This window comes from Synechococcus sp. A10-1-5-1, assembly GCF_023115425.1.
GTDB lineage: Bacteria > Cyanobacteriota > Cyanobacteriia > PCC-6307 > Cyanobiaceae > Vulcanococcus.
The window spans coordinates 776,977-802,680 of sequence record NZ_CP096032.1 but is presented as its reverse complement, the minus strand read 5'-3'; the positions used below and the strand labels follow the sequence as shown (position 1 = coordinate 802,680).

Here is a 25,704-nt window from a genome sequence, read left to right as displayed (position 1 = left end):
GCGCAACCCTTGACCCAGTTGTCGGTGCCACCGGATTCGACCTTTGCGCTGAGCGAAACGCTGGATGCAGCGTCCTCAGGGCAGGGGGCCTGCTCGCTTGACACCATTCAGCAGGACATGGAGCGTTTGCCGGGGGGGACCCGCCGGCTTGCGGTTCAGCTTCGACTCGCCATCGATCCGAGCTGGATCTGGGCGGTCTTGACCGATTACGACCGGCTTAGTCAATTCATTCCCAATCTCCAAATCTCCCGTTTGCTGTGGCGACGGGGTGCTGTGGTCGGTCTGGAGCAGGAGGGAGCTCAGCGGTTCATGGGGATGCAATTCAAAGCTCGAGTGCAGCTTGAACTCACAGAGCATCCTGAGGACCGTCAGCTCACCTTCACACTGTTGAAGGGAGATTTTCGCCGCTTTGATGGTGCCTGGACCATTGGATCGGACGGCCAGACCACGACCTTGCTCTATGAGCTCACGGTTCAGGGCTGCGTCGGCATGCCGATCGGACTGATTGAGCAACGCCTGCAGGAAGATCTGGCTGCCAATTTGCGTGCGGTTCAAGCTGAAGCGCAGCGCCGAGAAGCCTTGGCTTGATCGGCCATTGAGACTGCGGTCTCTCCGTCTTTGGACCGTTCGATTGCACGGCAGTTCCGCGCAAAAGTAGTCACAAAAAAAGCGGCCGAAGCCGCTCTTCTCTGGATACCCCCAAGGGGATTCGAACCCCTGTCGCCTCCGTGAAAGGGAGGTGTCCTAGGCCTCTAGACGATGGGGGCTAGGACTCGGATAACAAGGAAAAACGTTTCCCCTTGCAGCGCTTGCCGTTTGAGAGGCGCGCCCGATGGAAAGAAATTACGGGTCAGAGGGGCCCTTCGTCAATCAAGGTCATGTCCTGCAACTCAACTGGCCCCTTGGCCGTCCCAGACGGGCACGGTGAAGTAGAAGCAGGCCCCTTCGTCCGGCTCTGAAACCACCCAGATCCGGCCGCCATGCACTTCGGTGATGCGCCGGCAGACCGATAGCCCGACCCCGAACCCCGAGGTGGTTGAGGAGGTCTGCGGCAGCCGCACGCGATCTTGAAAAATTCGTTCCTGTTCATCGACGGGAATCCCTGGTCCGGAATCGCAAACGCTGACCTCAAGCCACTGGCTGGTCCGGTGAAAGATCGCCATTCGGACCTGGCCCCCGTCTGGGGTGTACTTGAAGGCGTTCTCCAGCAGGTTCAGGAAGACCTGACGCATCCGCCGTTGGTCGGCGTAGACATCCGGCAGGTCGCTTGGGATATCGGTGATCAGCTCGAGACCTCGGCCAACCCAGCGTTTCTCCAGTTCAAGGATGGCCTCGGCGGCCAGGGGGCCCATGGCAATGCGCTGCGGATTGAACAGGGCTTCCCAGCGCGTCGTTCCGACTTCCAGTAGGTCTTTGGACAACTGTTCGATGTCATCGAGCCGGCGATCGAGGACATCTCGGAAGCGGGTCTGATCGATTTGTCCGAGGTTGAGGCTTTGGAGAGCCAGCTTTGATGCCGTCAGAGGTGTCCGCAGTTCGTGGGCCACCATCCGCAGCAGACGCTCCTGCCCCCGAAGGCGCTCGATCAGCGTTTCGTTCTCTTGGCGTAGCACCAAGACCTGGTCTTCCAGTTGCAGTTCCCGTTGGGTGCGGCTGCCGTCGCTTTCCGCGGGCCTAAGGCTCATGCCCAGTCCGCTCACCACCTCCAACTGCTGCCAGCGGGGCAGCCAATTGCGCAGCTGTTGCAGGAGCATGTTTCCGGCAAACACCTGCTTGGGTGCTGGCTCCAGCTTGATCAGCGCTGGGGTGGCCACCAGTCGATGAAGCTCCAGTAGCTCAGGCCGCTGGGCAGGGTCCGCCAGCTCAAGGCTGACTTCAAAGCCAAAGTCCTCCTTCTCGAGGAATGCCACCAGGCTGCGTACATCAGCACTGGCCCGGTGACGGGTGCCGGCCACCAGTAGCAACTTCAGATGTGGCCGCCGGGGGGAGTCCTCGTCGTCGAGCTCCAGCGGGTCTGTTTCCTTCGGATCTGCAGGCACAAGAAGGCCTTCCGTAGGGGGCCTACGGATTAGCTCGTTTCCGTCGGGGATTGGGTCCCCAGCAGAGTGCACCGGCGGGTGAAACCTGGAGAAATTGTGGTTTCACGATATGGGGGTTTTTCAAGTGCTGCTGGCCTCGCTATGACGACTGTGACGAGTCGTTGTCTGGTTAGTCCCAGTGGTCCATCATCGGGAACTATCGACTCGAGTCCATCCGGTCTCGTGGGTGCCTTCCGCTTCAAGGACCGGGCGTATTCAATTTGATACGACCTTGCGGCGATGGTTCAACCGCAACTTGGGTCTATGGCGTTCGCGTCGCCAATATTTTTTCCCGGATGATGAGATCCTCAGGGCAGACATGTTCCTGCGGGTTGAAACCTTTGAAGATCAGGCTGAATCTGAACCGCGTTATCGCTTCTCCTGGTGGCCAGAAAAGGAATACGACTTCTTTGAAATCAAGCCGCGCTATGTCCGCGAGGGCTCCATGGACGCCACCCTGTGCGGCCATCAGCTGCGTCGCAGTCGCGGCTACCTCTGCGGCTCACCAACGAAAAGCCAGATCCGCCAGGTGGATGAGCACGAGGTCGTTTTTGAGTCGCACTATCGGGAGTGGGACATCCTTGAGCACATCCGTCTTGTGAATCAAGACCAGTTCCGGGCGCGTTCCATTTATTCCTGGTGTGACGGGAACCTCGAACTGGTGGAAACCCACCATGAAATTCGGGTTGAAGAGGCGGGGCCCCCGTTACGTAGCGATAGCTAGAGGCAGGGCGCCTTGATGCAGCAGGATTGAACAACGAATGCTGCTTCCGCCAGTGCGAGTGACTCGAAGCCGTCTCGGTCTGTTGATCCTGCCTGTGGTCCTGTGGTTCGCACCGCTCTCGGTTCAAGCCGCCCCTGCATCCGAGGCGGAGATGAACCTCTACACGCGCATTGCCGCACTCAACGTCTGCATTGCTCGCGCGGCGGGAACGGACTTCGATAAGGCCGTTGCGATTGCTGGGGAAACGATCGCCCAGGTGATCCAGGGCGGGCACCAGTCGCAGATCGCTCAAGTGGGCACCAAGCCCCTTTCGATTGAAGAACTGCGCCGTGGGTCGATCAATTCAGCCGTGCTGGGTGCTGTGGAGGTCTGCCCCAATGAGGTCCCGGCCGATGTGAAGACCAAGGTGGATGAAGCGGTGAAGGCTCGAGCTCCCCAACCCAAGGTCCCAGTCAAAAAGCCTTGAGTCGCATCTGGTTGTAGGTCCGAGCGCTGGCCTGCGCCGTGACATCCCCCGTGCTGATCCTGCTGCCCGCTCCCGCTTTGGCTCATGCGGATCGTTGGCTCTGCCATGGGCGGCTTGAGCGGGAGGGCGGCGGCCTATGCGCTCTCTCGCCAGGATGGTTGGGCATGGGCGATCCCCCTTGGTGCTCTGCTCGGCTCTCAGATGGGCTGCAGCGTGGCGCCTTGGAGGGTCCCGTTCCTTGGTGATTGTTCCCCCGCATGGCCACCGTTCGTCTCGCTGACTACCGCCCGGCCCCGTTCACGATCGAGCAGACCCAGCTGTTGTTCCAGCTGCATGCCGATCACACCATTGTTGATGCGGAGTTTCAGCTGCTTCCCGTAGGAGCTGCATCCGATGCGGCTCCCTGGGAGTTTTTGGGGGAGCAACTGGAGCTGCTCTCGATTGAGCTCGATGGCCAGCCTCTCGCTGCCGAGGCCTACCGCCTGGAGAGCAGCAAGTTGGTGTTGCTCGCACCACCGGCAGCGGCCTGCCGCCTGCGTACCCGGGTCAAGATTCAGCCCCAGACCAACACCAGCCTGGAGGGTCTCTACGTCAGCGGTGGCCTCTTCACGACGCAATGCGAGGCCGAGGGGTTCCGGCGGATCACTTTCCATCCGGATCGCCCTGATCTCCTGAGTCGTTTCCGGGTGCGCATCGAAGCGGATCAAGCCAGCTGCCCGGTGCTGCTCTCCAACGGCAACTGCTTGGAGACGGGCTTGCTTCCTGGGGATGCCGGCCGTCACTACGCCGTCTGGGACGACCCCTTCCCCAAGCCCTCCTATCTGTTCGCCTTGGTCGCGGGCGCCCTGGAGGAGGTGCGCGATCAATTCGTGACCTGCAGCGGCCGGACGGTTCAGCTGCGGATTCATGTTGAGCCTGGGGATGCTCCCTTCACGGCCCATGCGATGGCTTCGCTGAAGCGCTCGATGGCCTGGGACGAGAGTCGCTACGGCCTCGAGTACGACCTCGACGAGTTCAACCTCGTTGCGGTGCGCCACTTCAACATGGGCGCGATGGAGAACAAGAGTCTCAATATCTTTAACTCGAAGTTGGTCCTGGCGGATGCTGAGACGGCCACCGATGCCGAGTTGGAGCGCATCGAAAGCGTCATCGGCCACGAGTACTTCCACAACTGGACGGGCAACCGCATCACCTGCCGGGACTGGTTCCAGCTCTCCTTGAAAGAGGGACTGACGGTGTTCCGTGATGCCAGTTTCACGGCGGATTTGCATTCACCGGAGGTGAAGCGCATCGAGGATGTGGCGCTGCTGCGCAACACCCAGTTCCGCGAAGATGCCGGCCCGACTGCCCATCCGATTCAGCCGGATCACTACCAGGCGATCGACAACTTCTACACAACGACGATTTATGAGAAGGGGTCTGAAGTCATCCGCGTCTTGCACACCCTGCTGGGAGAGGAGACGTTCATGCGGGGCATGGCTCTCTATGTGAGCCGTCATGACGGCACCGCTGCCACATGCCAGGACTTCGTTCAGGCGATGGAGGATGCAGCCCAGCAGGCCTGGGCGGCCGGCGCGGCGTTGCCCCGCTTTGATTTTCAGCAGTTTCGCCGCTGGTACAGCCAGGCGGGCACGCCCCAGCTGCAGATTGAGCGTCACTGGGATGGCGACGCCGGCACCCTGCAGCTGACGATCCGTCAGAGCACTTCGGCCACACCTGGTCAACCCCAGAAAGAACCGGTGGTGATCCCCCTGGTGCTGGGCCTGGTGGGGCAAGGCGGAGATCCATTGCCGCTCCAGTTGCCCGGGGAGCACGCCCAAGACGTTGCAGCAGCAGGCCTCTCTGCTGAGTGGGGCAGTGCCAGTCGCTTGTTCGTGATCGACCGCGAGGAGCAGCAACTGCTGTTCGTGGGGCTCGAGGCCCATTCCCACCCACCGGCGGTGTCCTTGCCCCGCGGATTCTCCGCCCCGGTGCGGGTCGAGATGGAGCGCCCCAGCAACGAGCTGCTGCACCTGCTGGCCTGCGATAGCGAATCCTTTGCCCGCTGGGATGCCGGCCAGGTTCTGCTGCGTCAGGCCCTGCTCGAGCGAGCTGCAGGCTCGATCAATGATGAGCTGGAAGAAGGCTTGGTGGCCGCCTTTGAGCGGATCCTGCTGGAAGGGGACCTGGGGGATTCGTACCGCAGTGCGCTGATGGCCTTCCCCGGATTGCCGGAGCTGGAGGATGCGGCCTTGGCCCAGAGCGGGACGGTCGACCCACCGGCCTTGTTTGAGGCGGTCTTGGCCCTGCGCAGCCGGTTGGGTGAGGAGCTGAAGGATCCCCTCGAATCGGTCTTGGCCTCCTGCCGCAGTCAATGGCAGCAGAGCTGGCCTGAAGGGGTGGGTGACCGGGACCTCACGGCCACCGTTTGGAGTTGGCGGGTGGCCGCCGGCGATGCGGGGGTTCGTGCCGAGGCGGCTGCGGCGGTGTCGGGCCCTTCGATGACCCTCTCCCGCGCTGGTTTGCGGGCCCTGCAGTCCATGGAGAGTGCTGAGCGCACCGCGGCCCTGCAGGCCTTCCACGACCGTTGGCAGGACAAGCCCGTGATCCTCGATGCCTGGTTTGGCCTGGAGGCCGCCACTCCCTTCGGCGATGGGGTCAGGCGCGTGCGGGAGTTGATGGATCACCCGCGCTTTGATCCGGCAGCGCCGAATTCCCTGCGGGCGGTTCTTGGGGGATTTGCCAGCAATGTCAGCCAATTCCATGCGCTCGATGGCCGTGGCTATCGCTTCATGGCTGAGCAGGTCGCCGCCTTGGATCAGCGCAATCCGATCACGGCCTCGCGGATGGCCAAGGTGTTTAGCCGTTGGCAGAGCTATGGCGCTGAGCGTTCCGAACGGATGTTGGAGGCGCTGAAGCAGTTGTCCGCGGCGCCCCTCTCCCCGAACAGCCGGGAAGTGGTGGATCAGTGCCTGCAGTTGGCCTAGGGCAGGGCCTGGTGGAGCTGCTTCAGGCCTTCGCGCCGTAGGGCGGCTCCCTCCGGACCGGCATGGGCCCCCCATAGGCCCTCCCAGTAGAAATAAATGACTCCGTGGCCGCGGGCGGCGGCCAACTTGACCCGTTCACTCAGGTCCGGCAACGGCGTGGTGCGTCCGCCAAAGCCCGCCAGGATGCCGATCTCAACTGGGATGCCCCAACTGCTGGACTTGGTCAGCGCGGGCTGCTGCAGATCCTTTTCAAAGCCGGCGAGGGAATAGGCATAGTTCTGCACCACCAGCTCATCGATCAGTCCCCCCAGGGCCCAGATCTCCCAGTCCTGTAGCCAGTGGTTGTAGGCAAAGCGGAACGGTCCCGGAGAGAGGCTGACGTAGGGACTGCCCTGGCCGCTTTCCTTCAGCGTGCGGCGCAGCTCCCGCAGTAGGCCTGTCAGTTGCCGGCGTCTCCAGTTCATCCAGGCCCGGTCGGTGTGGAGCTCGGGAGGGTCTTGTCCTGTGTCCTGGCGGTAGAGCTGGCGGGTGTAGGGGTCGTACCCCAGTTCAACGGGCCAGGCGAAGTGGTCATCGAGCTGAATGCCATCGACCTTGCAGCGCTGCACGATCTCGCCGATCAGCCCGAGAAAGCGCTTCCGTACCCCAGGGTGGGCGGGGTTGAGCCAGACCATGTCCTTGCCGTGCATCGAAACGCTGCTGCGGCCGGCTCTGTTCTGCAGAACCCATTCCGGATGCTGGCCGACAACCGCCGCATCCGCCGGCTCCATGAGGCCGTACTCAAACCAGGGGATGACCCGCAGGCCGCGCCGGTGGGCGGCTTCGGTGAAACGGCAGATCGGATCGTGGTTGGGGTCGCTCTGGAACAGGGCTGGTTCCATCGGCGCCCAGCGGCTCCGGTGGAAGGTCGTGCCGCGGCTCCAGACGTTGGGGTAGAGGGTGTTGAAGCCAGCTGCACTGAGCTCGTCAACGGCCGCGTTGATCCGTTGCTTCGTGTAATAGAGCGGGCTTGGGCTGTTGGTGAGCCAGACCCCGATGCGCCTGGGCTCGGGGTCCTTCGCCAGGGCGGTCAGGGGGGCCAGCAGCCCTGAGAGCAACAGACTGGCCCCGATGGCCAGACTGCGCTTCAGGCCTGATCTCAACGGAACATCGAGCTCACCGAGCTCTCATCGTGGATGCGCCAGATCGCTTCACCGAGCATGTTGGCCACCGAGAGCACCTGAAGCTGGGGGAAGCGGCGGTCATCGCTCAGGGGGATGGAGTTGGTGACGATCACCTCCTCAAACAGCCCGGGTTCTGACAGCCGTTCCACCGCTGGAGGGGAGAAGACGGCGTGGGTGGCGCAGGCCAGCACCTGGGTGGCTCCGTTTTGGCGCAGCAGGCGAGCACCGGCACAGATCGTGCCGCCGGTGTCGATCATGTCGTCGATCACGATCGCGGTCTTGCCGGCCACATCACCGATCACCGTGAGGCTCTCGGCCACGTTGTGACCGGAGCGTCGCTTGTCGATGATCGCCAGGGGCGCGTCATTGAGCTGCTTGGCGAAGGCCCGGGCCCGGGCCACGCCACCGACGTCCGGGGAGACCACCACCACATCCCCCAGGTCCCTGCCGGAGAGATAGTCCACCAGCACCGGGGAGCCGTAGATGTGGTCGCAGGGAATATCGAAATAGCCCTGGATCTGGGCCGAGTGCAGGTCCATGGCCAGGACCCGATCCACGCCGGACTTGGCCAGCAGGTTGGCCACCAACTTGGCGGTAATCGACTCGCGCCCAGCGGTCTTGCGATCCGCCCGGGCATAGCCGTAGTAGGGGATCACAGCGGTGATCTGCCGGGCGGAGGCCCGTTTGCAGGCATCAACCATCACCAGAAGCTCCATCAGGTGATCGTTCACCGGAGCGCAGGTGGGTTGGATCAGGAAGACATCGCAGCCCCGGATCGATTCCTGGATCTGGATGTAGAGCTCCCCATCGGCAAAGCGTTTGATTACCCGGGGACCGTCCGGGACGCCCAGGTAGGCCCCGATCTCACGGGAGAGGGCTTGGTTTGAGGTGCCGCTGAATAGCCGCAGACGCTTGGTGTCGTGGCCCATGCTCGCCTGATCGACCCGTTCTGCGGTCAGGAAACTGGTCACGGGGCCGCTGGCTGGACGGTAGAACTCCGATCGTAGAAGCCGCTCGGTTCGCGGTCAGCACCCTGGAGCCCCAACCGTTGATGAATCGCTCCCACTCCAGTGCCGCTTCAGGGGTGTTTTTGGTGGCTCCGGGGGGGCGCATGGGTGCGGCTGCCACCGCGTTGGCTGAGCTCTGTCAGTTGCGGCTTCTGCCAGCCTGGGAGGGCGATCTCCTGGATCGCAACCCGTCGTTTCAAGCATTGACGGCGGAGCCCCCAGGCTGGATCCAACCCTTGGCCTTGGACCCCGGTCAGACCCTGTCTGGATTCGATTGCTGGGCGGAGGCATTGGGGGCCTGGCGTATTCCAAGCTGTCTGGTCTGCAGCGAGGCGGACCGCGCCGCCGGCTTGGCCCGCAGCCACTGGGCGCTGCTGCGCCACTACCGGGTTCCCCTCTTGGGGTTGATCCAAGTGGGTGGGGACTGGCGGCCGGCGGAGCGACGCGCCGAGGGACTCCCCTGGCTGGGGCATTTGCCCACCTCTTCCGGCGATCAGGAAGCCTTGGCGGAGCTGCGGTTGCGTTTTATTGCGGCCAGCGGGGCTGCAGCCGCTGCTCCTCCAGCTCCCGCATCGAAGCCTTCCCATTGAGGGCCGGCCGCAGGCTGAGGCTGTTGAACTGCACGGTTTGCCCGGGTTGCAGCGCCACCGCCAGAAGGCTCAGCGCCTCCTGGGGACTGAGGTTGGTGTCCACCTGGGGGCGGAGCTCTGCCACCAGTGACGGAAGCCGCTTGAGCTGGGCCCCCTGACGCATCTGCCTCAGCAGTGTGGCGAGGGTTTGCTCTTGGCGATCGCGCCGGCGCTCCTCACCATTGAGCGTGTCACGGAAGCGCAGATACTGCTCCACCTGGGCGCCGTTGAGCCGTTGCAGGCCCCCTTGAAGGGCGATGGTCAGCTTCTGGCTCTGATCCGAATAGGCCATGGTCCGATCGGGTGCCAGCTCCAGGCGTCCCAACCCATCCACGAGCTCCCGCAGGGCGGTGCGGGGAATCACGGCGTAACGCTGCGGCTCCCCGTCTGAGAGTCCCAGCAGTTCAGCACTGGCGCTGGCGACCAGGGCGGCGCCACCGCGCCTGTAGAGGCTGCCGAGGGGAACGGGCGTCGCATCACCGGGGAGGCGCACCGCTCCTTCGATCGGCAGATTCATTACCTGCACGGGGCCTGCAGGGTCGATGTGGACCAGCAGCAGGGCATCGCTGTTGGCGGGTCCAGCGGGGGCGGCTCCGTTGGCGATGGCGCCTTGACGGTCCGCATCGGAGCCGATCAGCAGCACATTCAAGGCTTGGTTGGGACGTTCTGCCAGGGCATCGGCGCTGGGCGGGCCGTCCTCTTTGGCGGAGTGGTCCTGCAGGGGCCAGACCAGGCTCAGGGCGCCCAGGCCAGCCACGATTCCCGCTCCGGCGGCCAAAAGGCGGATGGACGCCCGTTGGCGAGCACTGCGCTGCTGGCGATTCCCAGCGGTGGCCATGGACGGGCAGCAAACAAGGACGCACCACTTTGACGTAGGTCGCCTGGGGCTGACGCCGTTGTTGCAGTCATGCCCGATAGGTTGTGCCTTCGCCCGGCCAAGTCCTTGTCAGTCGCCGCCTCATCTCCAGGCTCATCGCTGCCCCATGAGAGGGCCAGGCCCCTGGCCAAGGGCAGCACCTATCCGGCCAGGGATCTCTGCAGCCAGTGTGGCCTCTGCGACAGCCGCTGGGTGGCCTACGTCAAGGACAGCTGTGCCTTTTTGAACCAGCGCTTCGAGGCCATGGAAACCGCGGCCCATGGCCGCAGCCGCGATCTCGAGAACGAAGACGAGCTCTATTTCGGGGTGCAGCAGAAGATGCTCACCGCCCGCCTGCAGCAACCCATCGCGGGTGCCCAGTGGACGGGCATTGCCAGCCGCATTGGCGTCCTGGCCCTGGAGAGCGGCCTGGTGGATGCCGTGCTCTGTGTGGGGCAAAGCGAGGACGATCGCTTCACTCCTGTTCCCCGTTTGGCCCGTACCCCTGAGGAGGTGCTGAGCGCCCGGGTGAACAAACCCACCCTCTCCCCCAACCTGGAGGTGCTGGAGCAGCTGCCGGGCAGTGGCATCCGCAACCTCCTGGCCATCGGCGTGGGCTGCCAGATCCAGGCCCTGCGGGCGGTGGAGTCCACCCTGCCCCTCGATCAGCTCTACGTGCTGGGCCTGCCCTGCACCGACAACGTTTCTCGCGAGGGCCTGCAGACGTTTCTGGAGACCACCGTGAGCTCCCCGGAGACCGTGGTCCATTACGAGTTCATGCAGGACTTCCGGATCCATTTCCGCCACAGCGATGGCCGTGAGGAGACGGTTCCTTTCTTTGGCCTGGATACCCCCAAGCTCAAAAACGTCTTCGCGCCGAGCTGTCTGAGCTGCTTTGACTACACCAATGCCGGCGCTGACCTGGTGGTTGGCTACATGGGGGCGACGTTTGGCCGTCAATGGCTCACGGTGCGCAACCCCCGCGGCCAGCAACTGCTTGATCTCGTTGAGGCTGAGCTCGACGTCGCACCGGTGACCAGCCGCGGACAGCGCCAGGCGGCGGTGCAACAGGGCATTGAGGCCTATGACAAGGCGCTCAAGCTGCCGATCTGGCTGGCCAACATCATTGGCTGCTTTGTGGGGCGCTTCGGTCCCCAGGGCCTGGAGTACGGCCGTTTCTCCATCGACTCCCACTTCACCCGCAACGCCCTCTGGTTGCGGCGCAATCACCCCGAGAAGGTGGACGCCCACATTCCAGCGTTCGCTAAGCGGATCATTAGCCGCTACAAGCTCCCCAACCCATGAGAGGTGCTGGGGTTCTGCTGCACGTCACGGCCCTGCCGGGAACACCGGCCTGCGGGACCTTTGGCGCCGCTGCCCACCAGTGGGTCGATGCGCTCGCCAGCCACGGCATCCAGGCTTGGCAGGTGTTGCCCCTGGCGCCCACCGACGGCCTGGGCTCCCCCTACAGCGCCCCCAGTGCGTTTGCGCTGAATCCCTGGTTTCTCGATGCAGAGGCATTGGTGGCTGCCGGGCTGCTCAGCCAAGGGGACCTGAGCGACCTTCCCACCGCCGAGCAGCAAGCATCGCTGGACTTCGATCTGGCCCATCGCCGCTCCGCCGGTTTGGCTGATGCGCTGCTGCAGCGCTACCCGAGCTGGGATGAGGGGGTTCGCCAGGCTTTTGATGCATGGCGAGGGCAGGAAGACCACTGGCTCAGGGACCACTGCCGCTTTGTCGTGCTGAAACAACTCCAGGGCGGCCTGCCCTGGTGGTCTTGGCCCGCTCCTCTGGCTCGCCGTCAGCGCTCAACCCTGAAGGCCTTTGATCAGGCGCAACAGCAGGCGTTGCTGCGGGAAGCCCTGCTCCAGTGGCAGCTGCAAGTGCAGTGGCAGCAGCTGCTCGATCACGCCCGCCGCGCCGGCGTGCAGGTGATCGGCGACATTCCTTTTTATGTCGCCCATGACAGTGCCGATGTCTGGAGCCATCGCCGCCTCTTCTCGGTGGATCGCTTGGGACGTCTCAAGCAGCAGAGCGGTGTGCCGCCGGATTACTTCTCAGAGACCGGTCAGCTCTGGGGCACGCCCGTCTACCGCTGGTCCCTGCATCGCTTGAGCCGTTTCCGCTGGTGGAAGCGCCGCCTGCGCCGTCAGCTCGAGGTGTTTGATCTGCTGCGCATTGATCACTTCCGGGCTCTGGAGGCGGCCTGGATCGTTCCCGGCGCTGATGCAACCGCCGAGCGGGGCCGCTGGGTCCCTACGCCCGGAGCCAGCCTCTTGCGCCAGTTGCAGCGGCGTCTGCCCTCTCCCTTGCCCTTGATCGCCGAAGACCTTGGGGTGATCACGCCTGAGGTGGAGGCTCTGCGGGATCGCTTTGCCCTGCCGGGAATGAAGATCCTGCAATTCGCCTTCGACGGCAACCCAGACAATCCCTATCTCCCAAGCAACATTGAGGGAGAGCATTGGGTCGTGTACACCGGCACCCATGACAACGCCACCTGCATCGGTTGGTGGCAGCAGCTCAGCCCTGAGCAGCGCGCGCAAGTGGAGGCCCTGACCGGTCCTGTTCACGCCCCGGGTTGGCAGTTGCTGGAGTTAGCCCTGCGCTCCAGCGCCGGTTGGGCCCTGGTCCCCCTGCAGGACCTGCTGCATCTGGGGGATGAGGCCCGTTTCAACACTCCTGGGACGACGGAGGGCAACTGGCGCTGGCGTCTGCCCCAGTCCATTGCTTCGCTGGCTGGTCCGCTTCAGGGCTACGGGGAGCTGGCTCGTCGCTACGGGCGCTGCGGCTGAGGGGCCGGCACTTGGAACTGTTCCGGCTGCTCGGGAAGGGCGGCTAGGGGCTTGCCGTTCCAGATCACCTCGCCGGTTTTGGGGGCTGGCGCGATCGAGAGTTGTAGGGGCGGTTGCAGCTGCAGCACCAGTTGCCCCTTGCTGCCGCTGAGGCGGGTGCGCTGGCCCCCATCACTGCTGAGGTTCAGCGCACTGGCCTGGCTCAGGTTCAGTTCCAGCACCCCTTGTCCTTCTTGCTTCGGGTCCTGGAGTTGTAGGCGCAGGGCGGTTTGGCCAGTGCCGCGCTTGGCGCGCTCCAGCGGCCGCAGATCTGGGTAGGCCATCAGCAGGTTGTCCCCGGCTTGGACCGGTTTGGACTGCTCGCTGGGCTTCAGGGCTGGAATGGGCTGGTACGTGAGCAGGTTGGCCGCGGCGAGTTGGCGCTGCTGCAGGTTCAGGCCGTAGATCAGGCCCAGGGTGATGGCCCCATAGAGGACGGTGCCCTGCCAGCTGTTGAAGACATCGATCGAGCCCGGGGTGAAGCGTTGCACCATGCCCGGCTTCGAGCTGGCCTCGCTTTGCTTGGGGAGTGCTGCGGCAAGGCTGCCGCTGGGCAGATTCAGGTACCCCTCCAGCAGCGGGATCATGGACTTGAGGTAGGCCCCCTCCGGCAGTCGATCGCGCCAGCCCCGCTCCAGGGCTTCGAGCACTGGGGTGCTTATCTTGGTCTCAAGGGCCATCTGCCGGAGGTTCAGACCTCGGGATTCCCGCTCAAGCTTCAGGCGCCGGCCGACCTCCAGCAAGGGGTCTTCGGGTTCAGGGCTGTCCGTGCCTGAACTCGCCGCACTGTTCCCTCGGCCCAGCAAACGGGCCAGACCTGGGATGGGCAGGGCGAACCGAGGCATTCCGGCCGATCAGCTTGTTAGTCCCATTCTTGGGCGTTTATTCGTCTCCAGCGACCCTCTGGCAGTGCTCCGAGATGAATGGGGCCGATGGCGATCCGCTGCAAATCGACAACACGGTGACCCAAAAGCTCTGCGGTGCGGCGAATCTGGCGATTTTTGCCCTCGCTCATGACCAGCTCCAGCACGGTGTGATCTGGCTCTGTTTCGGCGACGCTGACCTGCACGGCTTGGGAGGGCACCCCATCGAGGCTGACCCCGCGGGCCCACTGATCCAGGACCCGTTGGCTTGGTCGGCCTTGGACGCGGACCCGGTACGTCTTCCTGTGGGCGAAGCGCGGGTGGGTCAGCTCCAGGGTGAGGGCTCCGTCGTTGCTGAGCAAGAGGGCCCCTCGGCTTTCAAAGTCCAGGCGCCCCACTGGGTGCAGTCCCTGGCCTCGGGCTAACTCCGCTGGCAGCAGGTCCAGCACGATCGGCCGGCCTTCTGGGTCAAAGCAGCTGCTAAGGACCCCCGCTGGCTTGTTCAGCAGCAGCACCATCGATTCGGCTGAAGCGCCCAGGGGTTGGCCATCGAGGGCGATGGCATCGCTGTTGGGATCGGCCTTGTCCCCAAGCTGGGCCCGCTGGCCATTGACCGTGACACGGCCGTTCCTGAGGAGTTCCTCAGCGCGGCGCCTGGAGCAGACCCCCGCCTGGGCGATCAGCTTTTGCAGTCGTTCGGCGGCCATCTCAGCGCTGTGCCCATAAGCATTTTGCTCTCCAGAAAAAAGTGATACGGTTCAGCAACAGCTTTACGAAACACATGGGTTTCGTAAGTCGTTTTTGCTGATGCCCTCCGTTCCGATTCTTCGTGCTGACCGCGACACCGCGCTGGCCGGTGGAACGGATCTGGTGCGCTCGTATCTGCGGGACATCGGCCGGGTGCCGCTGCTGACCCACGAGCAGGAGATCACCCTGGGCCGTCAGGTCCAGGAATTGGTGGCGCTAGAGGTGCTGGAGCAGGAGCTGGCCAGCCGCGAGGGGGTGGAGAAGCCCTCGGCTGCTGTCTTGGCGAAGGAGGCCGGCCTGACCCCCGTGCAACTCAAGAAAAGGCTCCGTAGTGGTCAGCGCGCCAAGGAGCGGATGGTGGCCGCCAACTTGCGCTTGGTGGTGAGCGTGGCCAAGAAGTACACCAAGCGGAACATGGAGCTCCTGGACTTGATCCAGGAGGGAACCATCGGCCTGGTGCGGGGCGTCGAGAAGTTCGACCCGACCCGGGGCTACAAGTTCAGTACCTATGCGTATTGGTGGATCCGCCAGGGGATCACGCGGGCGATTGCGGAGAAGAGCAGAACGATCCGTCTGCCGATCCACATCACCGAGACGCTGAACAAGCTCAAGAAGGGCCAGCGGGAGCTCAGCCAAGAGCTGGGCCGCACCCCGACCGTGACGGAGCTGGCGGAATTTGTGGACCTGCCGGAGGAGGAGGTGAAGGACCTGCTCTGCCGCGCGCGTCAGCCCGTGAGCCTGGAGACCAAGGTTGGCGATGGGGATGACACGGAGCTGCTGGACCTGCTGGCGGCCGATGGCACTCAGCCGTCAGAGCTGGTGGATGGGGAGTGCCTGCGGATGGACATGCGTGGTCTGCTGGACCAACTGCCGGACCTGCAGGGGCGCGTCCTGAAGATGCGTTACGGCATCGATTGCGAGGAGCCGATGAGCCTGAGCTCCATCGCGCGCTCCCTGGAGATGAGCCGTGACCGTGCCCGCAGCCTCGAGCGCAAGGCCCATGAAGAGCTGCGCCGGCGCTCAGAAGCGATGCACGCCTATCTCGCTGCTTAAAAGAACTCGTCGAAGTTGTCGAAGTCCACGGCGCTGAAGGTGCCGTTCTCCACCTGGCTCATCAGCCGCTCCAGCTGAACCCAAAGGGCGCCGGCGGTGGCCATGGAGAGCACGAAGGCCACCAGCAGCGCTGCTCCGGAGGCAAAGCCGAAGATCTGGAGGCTGCCGCCGATGAACAGGGTGATGCCGATGATGATCCCGCTGTAGGGGAGATTGGTCTCGAAGTTCCCCAGGGGCAGTAAGGCCAGACGGTCCTGCTTCCAGCCGTCCAGCTTGTTCTGCACGAGCTTGGCGAAGGTCAGCCCGCAGAGGATGCCCATCGCCAGACCTATGCCCGCCACCACGTACGGCGGCTGGAACATCGGGGCAAACTCCAGCAGGATGTCGCCAGGCTCCAGGTCACCGAAGTCCCCTGTCGCGAAGTCCAGGGCGGCTTCGCTCAGGTTGATCGGGGCCAGGGACATTGGTGGTCTGCAAATCGCGCTGACCCTAAGCGGCCAGCGGGTTCAGCCGGGTGAGCAGTCGGCCCGCCACGCGGCGCGGGGAGAAGGTGCGGCCCAGCAGCTCCATCAGCCCCCGCAGGTCATCGGTGTTCAGGCGGTTGTCCCGCACCAGGGTCAGCAGCAGCCGCTGCCGCAGGCTTTTGCCCCCTTCCCCCACCAGCAGTTTCAGGCCAGCGCCGGCCACGGGCAGCAGGTCCGTCGCGCCGCCACCGCCGTCGTCGTTCTCAACCACCTGAAGCAGGTTCTCCAGCCGCTCCAGCTGCAGCCGGCCCTCCTGGTCGAAGAGCACCTCCAGCAACTTCTCGCGCATCTCCGCCGTATCCCCCGCCAGCAGGCGCCGGGCCACGTAGGGGTAGGCCACGTTGATGATCCGGAAGCTGGGATCCAGACGCATCGCCAGCCCCTCCTGGCTGACCACCGCCCGAATGATCAAGGCGAAGCGCGCCGGCACCCGGAAGGGGTAGGCGTACATCAGTTCCGAGAAGCGATCGGTGATCGCCTTGAAGTTGAACGAGCCCACGTTCTCCCCCAGGGCGCCGCCCAGCACTTCCTCGAGGGCGGGCACAATCGGTGCCAGGTCCGTTTTGGCGTTCAGGAAGCCCAACTCGACGAAATCTTGCGCTAAGCCTTCGAAGTCGCGGTTGATCAGGTGCACCACCGCCCCGGTCAGCGTCAGGCGATCGCTGTTGCTGATCGAATCCATCATTCCGAAGTCCACGTAGGCCACATGGCCCATGGCTCCGGTCTTGCCCGGCAGGGCAAAGAGGTTGCCGGGGTGGGGGTCGGCGTGGAAGTAGCCGAACTCCAGCAGCTGCTGCAGTCCGGAGATCACGCCCGTGCGGATCAGGGCCGCCGGATCGAGGTGTTGGGCTTCCAGCTCTTGGCGCTGCTGCAATTTCGTGCCGTTGATCCAGGTCGTGGTCAGCACCCGCTCTCCCGAGAGGCTGCGGTCCACCCGCGGCACGACCACCGCGGCGTTCTTCTCAAACATCCGAGCGAAGCGCTCGGCGTTGTCGGCCTCCTTGCGGTAGTCGATCTCTTCGAACAGGGAGCGACCGAACTCATCAATGATTTCCCCCAGGCCAAAGCCCAGGTTCAACGGCAGCAGGGGAGCGGCCATCACCCCCAGCAGACGGATCAGCACCAGATCGCGGCGCAGCTGTTGCTCCAGTTGGGGGCGTTGCACCTTGACCGCCACCCAGTGGCCGCCGACGGGCTTGGCCCGGTAGACCTGGCCGAGGCTGGCCGCCGCCACCGGGTAGTCCGGGAAGTCTTCAAAGAGTTGGTTGACCGGTGCTCCCAGGTCGGCCTCGATCGTCTTCAGGGCGATGGCGTGGGGGAAGGCCGGCAGGTTGTCCTGCAGTTGGGTCAGCTGATCCAGCCAGTCCCGCCGCACCAAATCCGGCCTTGTGGAGAGGGCCTGGCCCACCTTGATGAAACAGGGCCCTAGGCCCGTCAGGGTGGTGAAGATCTTTTGCCCAAGGCGCTGCTGCACCTTGGGATCGGGGTTGTTGGCCTGCAAGACCAGCACCAGCGCCAGGCTCAGCAGGCTGCTGAGCACCACCACCAGCCGGCCGATCAAAACCCAGGGCCGCAGCAGCAGCCAACGCAGATCTCGCCCCGGGTTGTAGGTGGCCATGGAACCGGGGGAAGGGGCTGCTGGTTGCAAACTCTAGGAATGGTGTTGCTCAAGCAGCTGTTTCAGGCCCGCCGGGCTCGCCTGCCGCTGCATCTCCCCGCCCACGGCCGCGGGCGCGGCCTGGCTCCGGCATTGGCGCAATTGCTGCGGCAACCACCGGGGAGCTGGGATCTGCCGGAGCTTCCCGAGATCGGTGGTCCCTTGGAGTCAGGCGGGGCCGTGGCTGAAAGCCAAGCGGCGATCGCGCAGCTGCTCGCTGCCCAGCGCTGCTGGTTTGGTGTTAATGGCGCCAGCGGCCTGCTTCAAGCCGCCCTACTGGCTTTGGCAAGCCCGGGTGAGCGGGTCTTGCTGCCGCGCAACCTGCACCGCTCCTTGCTGCATGGCTGTCTGCTGGGGCAGCTGGAGCCCGTCCTCTTTGATTTGCCCTTTGATCCAGCCTCGGGTCTCTGGTTGCCGCCAAGTCCGGAGCACCTGGCGGCAGTGATTCGCGCGGCCCTGGCGCAAGGGCCCCTGGCGGCGGTGGTGCTCGTCTCCCCGAGCTACCAGGGCTGCGTGGGAGATCTCGCGGGTTTGGTGGCGGTGGCCCAGCGACAGGGATTGCCGGTGCTACTCGATGAGGCCCACGGCGCCCATCTGGGCTTGGATCCGCGCCTGCCTGCCTCGGGACTGAGCGCCGGAGCCGATCTGGTGGTGCAGTCCCTGCAGAAGGCCGCCGGTGGCCTGGCCCAAAGCGCTGTCTTGCTCCAAGGCATTACCAGTGGCGTCGATCCGGCGCGGATCGAGCGGGCGCTCCTCTGGCTGCAGACCTCCAGCCCCAGTGCCCTGCTGTTGGCTTCTGCAGAAGCGGCGTTGCTGCATCTCCATAGCCCCAAGGGGCGGCGGCAGTTGGCCCGGGCCATTAGCCGCGGCGAGCAGTTGCGCCAGCGCCTGGTGGACCGCGGCTTTCAGTTGTTGGAGACCCAGGATCCGTTGCGCCTGAGCTGGATCTGCGGCGCCGCTGGCATCAATGGGCTGGAGGCTGATGACTGGTTGATGGAGCGGGGGGTGATTGCTGAGCTTCCCGAGCCCGGCTGCCTGACCTTTTGTTTGGGCCTGGAACCTCCGCGCCGGCTGCTTCGGCTGTTGCCGGCGGTGCTGGAGCCGCTGCGGCTGGAGCTGGGTGGTGCAGGCGCGCGCTCCTTCCGCCGGCCGCCGTTGCCCCTGGTGGCCAGCCCGGAGCTGGCCCTAGGCGAGGCCTGGCGGGCCCAGAGCGAAGCCATTCCCCTCGAGCAGGCCGCGGGGCACCTGTCGGCGGAACCGCTCTGCCCCTATCCCCCTGGGATTCCGCTGTTGATTCCCGGTGAGCGCATCGACGGCCCCAGGGCCGCCTGGTTGCAGGAGCAGCGGCGGCTTTGGCCCGATCAGATCGCTGATACGGTGAAGGTGGTGATTGCTTGAGGCGGAGCATGCCCGCGGCAGGGAAGGGCTCCTTCCAATGGGATTTCGTCACCCCTGGGCTGCCGGATGCGGCCTTCGCCGATGCCCCCGGGTTCAGCCCCACACCGATGGAGCAGCGGGTGATGCTGCTTTCGCACCTGCGGCCCAAGAGCGATTCCCTGGTCTGGGATGTGGGCGGCGGCACCGGTGCCCTGGCCCTCGAGATCGCGCGTTTGATGCCCGCCGGAGCGGTGCACACGCTGGAGCGGGACCCGGATGGCATCGAGCTGCTGGAGCGCAATCGCCGCCGTTTTGGCATTGAGAACCTCCACATCCATCAAGGTGAAGCCCCAGATGGATTGGCACAGTTGCCGCCGCGCCCCGATCGGGTCCTGCTGGAGGTGGGGCGTCCCCTGCGGGATGTGCTCCATCAGGTTTGGGAGGCCCTGGTCCCCGCGGGCCGCCTGGTGATCAGCACCGCCAGCCTGGAGGGGTTGGTGGACGCCACCGATACCTTGGGGCAACTGGCCGCCGTCGATCTGCAGGTGGTGCAAGCCACGGTCCACCGGATGCAGCGCCGCGGCAGCCAGGCCCGCTTGGCGGCTGCAGAACCTCTGTTTTTGATCGCTGCGGAACGCCCTTGATTCCTCCCCCGCGCACCCGAACCTCCCCCCAGCGCCTGCTGAGCGGCTACGCCGCCGGTGCCTTTGGCCTGCTGGTGGTGGGCCTGGGGGGCTGGTGGTTCACCATCGCCTTGGGGGTGATGGTCCACCTGGGGCTGCTGGAGTACTTCGATCTCGCCCGTGCCAAGGGCATCCGCCCGGCCAGCAAGACCACCTTGGTGCTGGTGCAGCTGCTGCTGATCACCACCCAGTGGGCCCACGGCGGTGATGTGGCGGGCGTCGGCTTTGCCGCGGAGCTTTCGGCGGCGGTCCTGCCGGTGGCCGGGGCGGTCATCTGCGGCTGGCTGCTGCTGCAGCCCGTGACTGGGACGATCGCGGATATCGCCTCATCGATCTTTGCCCTCTTTTATCTCGGCTACCTGCCGAGCTACTGGATTCGCCTGCGGGATCTGACCGATCCGCTCTTGGCCCCGAGCCTGCAGCACTGGCCTTGGCCGCTGACCTCGGGGATGGTGCTGATGCTGATGGCCTGCTTGCAGATCGTGGCAACGGACATCGGCAGCTACATGATTGGCCGCCGCTATGGCCGCACGCCGCTTTCCCCCACTTCACCGGGGAAAACCGTCGAGGGAGCTCTGGGCGGGCTGGTCTGCTCAATGCTGCTCGGCGCCCTCTTTGGGGTGCTCCTGGGCTGGAGCTGGGGCTGGGCCATTGGCGCCCTGCTCGGTGTGATGGTCACGGTCTTTGCCCTGGTGGGGGACCTGACTGAATCGATGATGAAGCGCGACGCCGGGGTGAAGGATTCGGGCGATTTCCTGCCCGGCCATGGCGGCATCCTCGATCGCATCGACAGCTATCTGTTTATCCCGGCGGTGTTTTTCACCGTGGTGACGTTCCTGGCCTAGGGCTGCACCATTGCCGTGCCGCTCACCAGCAGCCGCCCGGACTGCAGTTCGGCCTGCTCGATGGTGATGTTGGGGTCCCCGGGCAGGGCGTAGCGCTGGGGGCCATTGTTCTGCTGCAGCACCACACAGCCGTCTTCGGCAAGCGGTTGGGTGGCCATCTCCCGGCCCTGGGCGCGCACCAGCAGCTGCTCGTTCTCGATCGTTAATTCCTGCAGCGGCGTCAGTCCCAGCAGCGCCTCGCTGATTTGATCCCCCAGGCCGCGCCAGTGGGCGCCACTGAAGGATCGGCTCAGGCCCGCGCCACTGAATTCAGCGCTCCCCTGCACCGCAAAGGGCTGCTCCAGCTGCAGGGACTGGCCTTTCATCAGCTTGCCGATCTGAACATTGATGGCGCCGCTGCGCAGCTCCACCCGTTCAATCTCCAGGGCGCTGAAGACCGCCTTGCGGGCCACCAGGCTTACCCCCTCGAGGCGGCCCCGCAAGAGCGCCAGGGTGGATCCGTGCAGCTGCAGCTCCAGGTGCTCAACGGATTCACATTGCTGGCGAATCCAGAACTGCAGTCCACTGGCCAGCAGTTGCAGAACGGGATCAGCCATGCCAGGTGCGCACCACGGTGCCGGGCTGATCGATGTGGGGCAGGTGCCCGCAATCGCTGAGCTCAGTGATCCGCTCTCCAAGCAGAACGGCCGCGTCGGCTTTGGGTTTGCCTTGAAGGATTCGGTCATTGGCCCCCCAGAGCACTTCGAGCGGTTGGCTCGGCAGCGGCAGCCCGCAGCCCCCGAAGCCACCACTGCCGGCGAAGGCCGCCAGGGCTGGTGCCCAGTTGGGGCAGCGCAGATGGATTGAGGCGATCTCCAGTTCGGCGGGCCCGACATCACGGTCGGGTTGGGCAAAGGCACTACGGCAGAGCCCGCGCCGAATCGCCGGCAGGGCTAAAAAGCGCGCGCCCAGCTGATTGAGCAGTGGTGGGACCGGCATCGGTTTGCCCGTCAGACCAGCTGGGGCAAGCAGCAGCAGGCGCTCGATCTGATCTGGGCGACGGCGTGCCAATTCCACGGCAACCGATCCCCCCATGGAGGCGCCAATCAGGCCGACCTTTTGGGCTCCACTGCGCTCGAGCACCGCATCCAGCACGGCTTCGAGGTGGCGCAGCACGCCGGCGGGGCTGTAGTCGCCGCCCTGGGGCCTGGGGCAGAAGCCAAAGCCGTAGAGATCGGGGATGAACAACTGGGCGTGGGCCGCAAGCAGGGGGCTCAGGCGCCGGAACTCCAGATGGGAGCTGTCAAAGCCATGCAGCAGCAGCAGCGGCGGGCCGGACCCCAAGACGGCGACAGGCCAGGGCTCGCTGGTCTGGCTGCAGGCGTTGGGGAGGTCCCACCACTGCACCGCCTGGGAGATGACTTGTCCTTTGGGATCCAGCAGGGTTTTGGCGGCGCGCTCCAGCAGCTGCCGCTGATCCAGGTGCTCAGGCATCAACGGTGCTCAAGGCGGCGGTGGTGCTGACCAGGGCCGCTAGGACATCGGCCGGGCCGACGCTGAAGGGCAGGTGATGCAGGTCGGATCCGGGGCGGCAGGCAAAGTCCGCCACCTGCTGCAGCTCCGCGAGGCTGGCCTGGACGAGCCCCAGGTCCTCCAGGCTGACCGGCAGGTTCAGGCGCTGGAAGAAGGGCAGCAGTTGGCGCCTGGCCTGGGCCGCCAGTTGGCTGCCGCCGACGCTTTCCTCGAGGCGCAGTTGCACCAGGATTCCGAAGCCCACCTTCTCCCCATGGAGTTGTCCATGGCTGGCCTCCAGTTGGGTTAGGCCGTTATGGACCGCATGGGCGGCGACGGTGCGGCAGCGGGCGCCGCCAATGCCGCCAATCAGTCCGGCTGTTAGGCCGCTGGCTTCCGCGACGCGGACCCAGGCTTCACCGCCGACCTCGCTGAGGGCCTGCTCGGCTTCCAGAAGGAGTTGGTCCCGCAGGACGCGGGCCTGCTGCACGGCCTGTTGCACCAGGCCATCGCGGCTGGTGCCGCTGCTAACCGAGGCCTCGTACCACTTGGCCATCGCATCGGCGATGCCGCTGGCGAGGGTGCGGTTGGGGGCTGAGGCCACCAGGGCGTGGTCAAACACCAGCAGCTCGGGGCAGTGATCGAGGGCCTCATCCCCCTCGAAAGCTCCCTGGGGGCTATAGAGATTGGCCAGGGCTGTCCAGCCCGCGCAGGTGGCCGCGCTGGTGGGAACGGTGATGCAGGGGAGCCCGAGGCGATGGGCCAGCAATTTGCCGGCATCGAGCACCTTGCCGCCGCCGCAGGCCAGGACTCCATCACAGCCTTGGCTATGGCTCAGCTGCGCCAAGCGGCGGAGATCCTCTTCGCAGCAGTCGAACTCCAGTTCAGCGCCCAGAACCTGCAGACCTTGCTGGCGGAGATCGGCTTCCAGCCCGCGGCGCAGCTCCCGGGTGGCGGCAGAGCGGCCCAGCAGCAGCGGCGCCCGGGTTAATCCAGCGATGAGCGGCAAGGCTTCAGCCCAGGCTCTCTCGCCGCGGAGTACGCAGGCCGGCGCAATGGCGTGTTGCTGAACGGCGGATTCGGCCATGGCCTTGATTCCAGGGCATCACTTTAAAAGTGGTGCGGTTGCCGCTGCTCTGTCGTGATGGGCATTCGGTTTTCCGCTACCCATTTCAGGCCTGCACCATCAGATTGGAGGAAGGTCGAACTGGAGGGGAATGGCAAGACGGAGCTGGAGACGGCGTCTGGGGAATGTCCTGATTCGTTGGGGGCAGGCCCTAAAACCCGCTGCAGCGATTCGTCCGGCCCCCACGCCGCTGAAGCGCTCGGCCGTGAGTCAGATGCCTGGCCTCCGCTCACCGCTGACGATTGATCAGGCGGTGCGTGAAAGGGACCTGAGCCTTTTGAAGCGCGAGGCCAGCGATGCCTTGGCGGCCCTGGGTGCCGCCCATGCGGTGGTCAGCTCAGCGCGTCTCGCCCAGATCCAGACCATCCGCTCGGAGGTGGATCGCGGAACGGTCGAGCAGGACGCCTTGATCGAGGTCGCTGGTGATTACCAGGCCTGGCAAAACGATCAGGTACGTCTGTTTGATGCCTTGGCCTTGGTGCTCGGCATCACGGTCCCGGACGGCTCTGCTTTCGATCAGATCGAGGAGGAGATGGTGGCTGCTGCTGGTGAGCACCTCAACGCTTTGACCGCGGAATACCAGCGGCGATTGCTGACCGATCAATTTGAAGCGGGACCCAAAGAAGGCTGATCGGCGGCTCGTTTGATCCAGGTCTGCTGTTTTTTCGTAGACAGAACCAGAACACGGGCTGTATTAGGGACCGGCATTCGGGGCCTCTTCCCTTGACCATCCGGATCGGCATCAATGGTTTTGGTCGGATTGGTCGCTTGGCCTTCCGGCGTGCGATGGCAACCCCCGGCGTCGAGGTCGCCGGCATCAATGACCTCATTGATGTGGAGTACCTGGCTTACCTGCTTCGCTACGACTCCACCCACGGCCGCTTTAAGGGCGAGGTCAAGGTTGAGAACGGTCAGCTGGTGGTGAATGGAAGCGCCATCCGGATCACGGCGGAGCGGGACCCCAGCAACCTCCAGTGGGATGCCATTGGTGTGGACACGGTGCTGGAGAGCACCGGATTTTTTCTGACGGACCCTCTGGCACGCACCCACATCACTGCAGGTGCGAGACGGGTGGTGATGAGTGCCCCCTCCAAGGACGAGACCCCGATGTTCGTGATGGGGGTGAATCACAGCAGCTATGGCGGCCAGGACATCGTGTCCAACGCCAGCTGCACCACCAACTGCCTGGCCCCCCTGGCCAAGGTGGTCCACGACAACTTCGGGATTGTCAGTGGCTTGATGAGCACGGTTCATGCCACGACCGCCACGCAAAAACCAGTGGACAGCCCATCTCTGAAGGACTGGCGTGGAGGCCGGGGGGCCGGCCAGAGCATCATCCCCAGCTCCACCGGGGCGGCGAAGGCTGTGGGCCGGGTGATCCCAGAGCTCAACGGCAAGCTCACGGGTATGGCTTTCCGCGTCCCGACTCCGGACGTCTCGGTGGTGGATCTGACCGTCAACCTGGCCAGGCCCGCAAGCTATGAGCAGGTCAAAGCGGCGATGAAGGCCGCTTCAGAAGGGGAGCTCAAGGGAATCCTGGGCTACACGGAGGACCAGGTCGTCTCCAATGACTTCTTGGGGGAGAGCTGCACCTCGGTGTTTGATGCCGGTGCGGGGATGGCCCTGAGCGACACCTTCATGAAACTGGTGTCCTGGTACGACAACGAGTGGGCCTACAGCTGCAAGTGCATCGATCTGATCTGTCACATGGCCGCTGTCAGTTGAAACCAGAGCGGGAGGCTGAGCACAGCCGCCCCACTGCTCCAGAGAACCAGGCGGGCGGCGGGGATGGTTTCCTCGCCGCCTTTGTTTTGGGCATCGGCGGCTTCCGCCAATAGCAGGACAGACATGGCGGTGGGGGCAGCAGCTTGCAGGACCAGCGCTTGTTGCATCAGCGCCGGCAGCTGCAGCAGCACGCTCACCAGCCACATCACGCCCGGCAGCACCAGGAGCTTGATGGCGAGGGCTGCGGTGAGTGAGGGACTGCTTCTTTTCTCGGCCTGATCGATCCTCTGGAGCACCAACCCCAAGCGCATGCCCACCAGGAGCAGGAGCAGCCAGAGCACAACCCGGGCTGGGAGCCAGAGCCACTGCCCCAGGAGCGATCCCCAAGGGCTCATCCCGAGGGGGAGGGCGATGAGCAGGGCCTGAACGACCGGCGTCTTGAACAAGCTCAGTGCGCTTGCTCGGCTTTGGCCCGGGGAGAGCAGTAGGGGGCCGGCGCTCCAGGTGATCAGGGAGCCAATCAGGTCATAGATGACGCTGAATCCAAGGGCCTCGCTGGGCAACAGGGCAATGGCAACCGGTAGTCCGAAGTAGCCGGTGTTGCCCACCACAGCCCCCAGTTGCAGGCTTCGAGCCGGCAGCAGAGCCGGGATCTGGCGGCAGAGGAACAGGCCGCTGGCGGTCACCGCGGCAATGAGTCCAGCCATGGGGATGGCGCTCAGGGGCAAACCGCTCTTCAGCAACAGTCCCGTGAGGCTTAAGGGCATCCCCCAGCGCAATAGAGGTGGGGCCAGTTGGCTCGGAAGCGCTGGGAAACGCCGGCCCAGCCAGAACCCAGCCAAGAGGCAAGGGGCGAGTTCCAGCAGCAGGCGAAGCATGGCCGCAGCCTGGCA

General features: G+C 64.8%; 25 protein-coding genes and 1 tRNA gene. 13 read left to right on the top strand and 13 right to left on the bottom strand.

Going from position 1 to position 25,704, the window contains the following annotated elements; genetic code table 11:
• Positions 1–117: 117 nt before the first annotated feature.
• A complete protein-coding gene (locus tag MY494_RS04240) occupies positions 118–588 on the top strand; it encodes an SRPBCC family protein (RefSeq protein WP_247911947.1) in 471 nt (156 codons plus the stop codon).
• A 106-nt stretch (positions 589–694) separates the two neighbouring features.
• On the opposite strand, the gene MY494_RS04235 is transcribed toward MY494_RS04240, so the two are convergent.
• A tRNA-Glu gene (locus tag MY494_RS04235) sits at positions 695–767 on the bottom strand.
• A 123-nt stretch (positions 768–890) separates the two neighbouring features.
• Positions 891–2,009: a histidine kinase gene (locus tag MY494_RS04230; RefSeq protein WP_247911946.1), complete on the bottom strand. Its 1,119-nt coding sequence runs from the start codon at positions 2,007–2,009 to the stop codon at positions 891–893.
• Positions 2,010–2,265: 256 nt separating this feature from the next.
• Between MY494_RS04230 and MY494_RS04225 the strand changes: the two genes are divergently transcribed.
• The 3 genes from MY494_RS04225 to pepN all read left to right on the top strand — a co-directional run bounded on the left by MY494_RS04225 (position 2,266) and on the right by pepN (position 6,234).
• Positions 2,266–2,802 carry a hypothetical protein gene (locus MY494_RS04225; protein WP_247911492.1) on the top strand — a complete coding sequence of 179 codons (537 nt, stop codon included), beginning with the start codon at positions 2,266–2,268 and terminating at the stop codon, positions 2,800–2,802.
• A gap of 58 nt (positions 2,803–2,860) precedes the next feature.
• Positions 2,861–3,268, top strand: coding sequence for a cAMP phosphodiesterase (locus MY494_RS04220; RefSeq protein WP_247911491.1), 408 nt, complete (start codon positions 2,861–2,863; stop codon positions 3,266–3,268).
• Between the two features lie 257 nt (positions 3,269–3,525).
• Positions 3,526–6,234 carry an aminopeptidase N gene (gene pepN, locus MY494_RS04215; RefSeq protein WP_247911490.1) on the top strand — a complete coding sequence of 903 codons (2,709 nt, stop codon included), beginning with the start codon at positions 3,526–3,528 and terminating at the stop codon, positions 6,232–6,234.
• On the opposite strand, the gene MY494_RS04210 is transcribed toward pepN, so the two are convergent.
• Positions 6,231–7,376 (bottom strand): glycoside hydrolase family 10 protein, encoded by a 1,146-nt coding sequence (locus MY494_RS04210; RefSeq protein ID WP_247911489.1) that lies wholly within the window; start codon positions 7,374–7,376, stop codon positions 6,231–6,233. The two genes, pepN and MY494_RS04210, sit on opposite strands and share 4 nt — an antisense overlap.
• Positions 7,373–8,368 (bottom strand): ribose-phosphate pyrophosphokinase, encoded by a 996-nt coding sequence (locus tag MY494_RS04205; protein WP_247911488.1) that lies wholly within the window; start codon positions 8,366–8,368, stop codon positions 7,373–7,375. The genes MY494_RS04210 and MY494_RS04205 overlap by 4 nt, the downstream gene beginning before the upstream one ends.
• A gap of 80 nt (positions 8,369–8,448) precedes the next feature.
• Here MY494_RS04205 and MY494_RS04200 point away from each other — a divergent pair, with 80 nt between their 5' ends.
• Positions 8,449–8,994, top strand: a complete 546-nt coding sequence (locus MY494_RS04200; protein ID WP_247911487.1) for a hypothetical protein — start codon at positions 8,449–8,451, stop codon at positions 8,992–8,994.
• Here MY494_RS04200 and MY494_RS04195 read toward each other — a convergent pair.
• Positions 8,930–9,871 (bottom strand): LCP family protein, encoded by a 942-nt coding sequence (locus tag MY494_RS04195; RefSeq protein WP_247911486.1) that lies wholly within the window; start codon positions 9,869–9,871, stop codon positions 8,930–8,932. The two genes, MY494_RS04200 and MY494_RS04195, sit on opposite strands and share 65 nt — an antisense overlap.
• A 105-nt stretch (positions 9,872–9,976) precedes the next feature.
• Here MY494_RS04195 and MY494_RS04190 point away from each other — a divergent pair, with 105 nt between their 5' ends.
• On the top strand, positions 9,977–11,194 hold the full coding sequence (locus tag MY494_RS04190) for a Coenzyme F420 hydrogenase/dehydrogenase, beta subunit C-terminal domain (RefSeq protein WP_247911485.1): 1,218 nt from the start codon (positions 9,977–9,979) through the stop codon (positions 11,192–11,194).
• Positions 11,191–12,681 (top strand): 4-alpha-glucanotransferase, encoded by a 1,491-nt coding sequence (gene malQ, locus MY494_RS04185; protein ID WP_247911484.1) that lies wholly within the window; start codon positions 11,191–11,193, stop codon positions 12,679–12,681. Before MY494_RS04190 ends, malQ begins: the two co-directional genes overlap by 4 nt.
• On the opposite strand, the gene MY494_RS04180 is transcribed toward malQ, so the two are convergent.
• Positions 12,663–13,565 (bottom strand): RodZ family helix-turn-helix domain-containing protein, encoded by a 903-nt coding sequence (locus tag MY494_RS04180; RefSeq protein ID WP_247911483.1) that lies wholly within the window; start codon positions 13,563–13,565, stop codon positions 12,663–12,665. The two genes, malQ and MY494_RS04180, sit on opposite strands and share 19 nt — an antisense overlap.
• Before the next feature lie 17 nt (positions 13,566–13,582).
• Positions 13,583–14,290 carry a pseudouridine synthase gene (locus tag MY494_RS04175; RefSeq protein ID WP_247911482.1) on the bottom strand — a complete coding sequence of 236 codons (708 nt, stop codon included), beginning with the start codon at positions 14,288–14,290 and terminating at the stop codon, positions 13,583–13,585.
• A gap of 100 nt (positions 14,291–14,390) precedes the next feature.
• Between MY494_RS04175 and MY494_RS04170 the strand changes: the two genes are divergently transcribed.
• On the top strand, positions 14,391–15,383 hold the full coding sequence (locus MY494_RS04170) for an RpoD/SigA family RNA polymerase sigma factor (protein WP_247911481.1): 993 nt from the start codon (positions 14,391–14,393) through the stop codon (positions 15,381–15,383).
• Here the strand turns inward: MY494_RS04170 and MY494_RS04165 are convergent.
• Both MY494_RS04165 and MY494_RS04160 read right to left on the bottom strand, forming a co-directional pair.
• Entirely contained in the window at positions 15,380–15,847 is a 468-nt protein-coding gene (locus MY494_RS04165; RefSeq protein ID WP_247911480.1) for a hypothetical protein, read from the bottom strand. The genes MY494_RS04170 and MY494_RS04165 overlap by 4 nt on opposite strands.
• Positions 15,848–15,872: 25 nt before the next feature.
• Positions 15,873–17,525, bottom strand: a complete 1,653-nt coding sequence (locus MY494_RS04160; protein WP_247911479.1) for an AarF/ABC1/UbiB kinase family protein — start codon at positions 17,523–17,525, stop codon at positions 15,873–15,875.
• A gap of 39 nt (positions 17,526–17,564) precedes the next feature.
• Here MY494_RS04160 and MY494_RS04155 point away from each other — a divergent pair, with 39 nt between their 5' ends.
• Genes MY494_RS04155 through MY494_RS04145 form a run of 3 tightly spaced genes read left to right on the top strand, consistent with a single transcriptional unit; the run spans position 17,565 to position 20,469 of the window.
• Positions 17,565–18,962 carry an aminotransferase class I/II-fold pyridoxal phosphate-dependent enzyme gene (locus MY494_RS04155; protein ID WP_247911478.1) on the top strand — a complete coding sequence of 466 codons (1,398 nt, stop codon included), beginning with the start codon at positions 17,565–17,567 and terminating at the stop codon, positions 18,960–18,962.
• An 8-nt stretch (positions 18,963–18,970) separates the two neighbouring features.
• Complete coding sequence (gene cbiT / locus MY494_RS04150) at positions 18,971–19,585, top strand: precorrin-6Y C5,15-methyltransferase subunit CbiT (protein ID WP_247479082.1); 615 nt, start codon at positions 18,971–18,973, stop codon at positions 19,583–19,585.
• Entirely contained in the window at positions 19,582–20,469 is an 888-nt protein-coding gene (locus MY494_RS04145; protein WP_247911477.1) for a phosphatidate cytidylyltransferase, read from the top strand. The genes cbiT and MY494_RS04145 overlap by 4 nt, the downstream gene beginning before the upstream one ends.
• On the opposite strand, the gene MY494_RS04140 is transcribed toward MY494_RS04145, so the two are convergent.
• Genes MY494_RS04140 through MY494_RS04130 form a run of 3 tightly spaced genes read right to left on the bottom strand, consistent with a single transcriptional unit; the run spans position 20,466 to position 23,047 of the window.
• Entirely contained in the window at positions 20,466–21,065 is a 600-nt protein-coding gene (locus MY494_RS04140; RefSeq protein ID WP_247911476.1) for a DUF2993 domain-containing protein, read from the bottom strand. The two genes, MY494_RS04145 and MY494_RS04140, sit on opposite strands and share 4 nt — an antisense overlap.
• Positions 21,058–21,942, bottom strand: coding sequence for an alpha/beta fold hydrolase (locus MY494_RS04135; RefSeq protein ID WP_247911475.1), 885 nt, complete (start codon positions 21,940–21,942; stop codon positions 21,058–21,060). The genes MY494_RS04140 and MY494_RS04135 overlap by 8 nt, the downstream gene beginning before the upstream one ends.
• On the bottom strand, positions 21,935–23,047 hold the full coding sequence (locus MY494_RS04130; RefSeq protein WP_247911474.1) for an iron-containing alcohol dehydrogenase family protein: 1,113 nt from the start codon (positions 23,045–23,047) through the stop codon (positions 21,935–21,937). Before MY494_RS04130 ends, MY494_RS04135 begins: the two co-directional genes overlap by 8 nt.
• Positions 23,048–23,177: 130 nt before the next feature.
• On the opposite strand from MY494_RS04130, the gene MY494_RS04125 reads away from it, so the two are divergent.
• Both MY494_RS04125 and gap read left to right on the top strand, forming a co-directional pair.
• On the top strand, positions 23,178–23,717 hold the full coding sequence (locus MY494_RS04125) for a hypothetical protein (RefSeq protein ID WP_247911473.1): 540 nt from the start codon (positions 23,178–23,180) through the stop codon (positions 23,715–23,717).
• 92 nt (positions 23,718–23,809) lie between these two features.
• Entirely contained in the window at positions 23,810–24,811 is a 1,002-nt protein-coding gene (gap, locus tag MY494_RS04120) for a type I glyceraldehyde-3-phosphate dehydrogenase (RefSeq protein WP_247911472.1), read from the top strand.
• On the opposite strand, the gene MY494_RS04115 is transcribed toward gap, so the two are convergent.
• On the bottom strand, positions 24,790–25,689 hold the full coding sequence (locus tag MY494_RS04115) for an AEC family transporter (RefSeq protein WP_247911471.1): 900 nt from the start codon (positions 25,687–25,689) through the stop codon (positions 24,790–24,792). The two genes, gap and MY494_RS04115, sit on opposite strands and share 22 nt — an antisense overlap.
• Positions 25,690–25,704 lie beyond the last annotated feature (15 nt).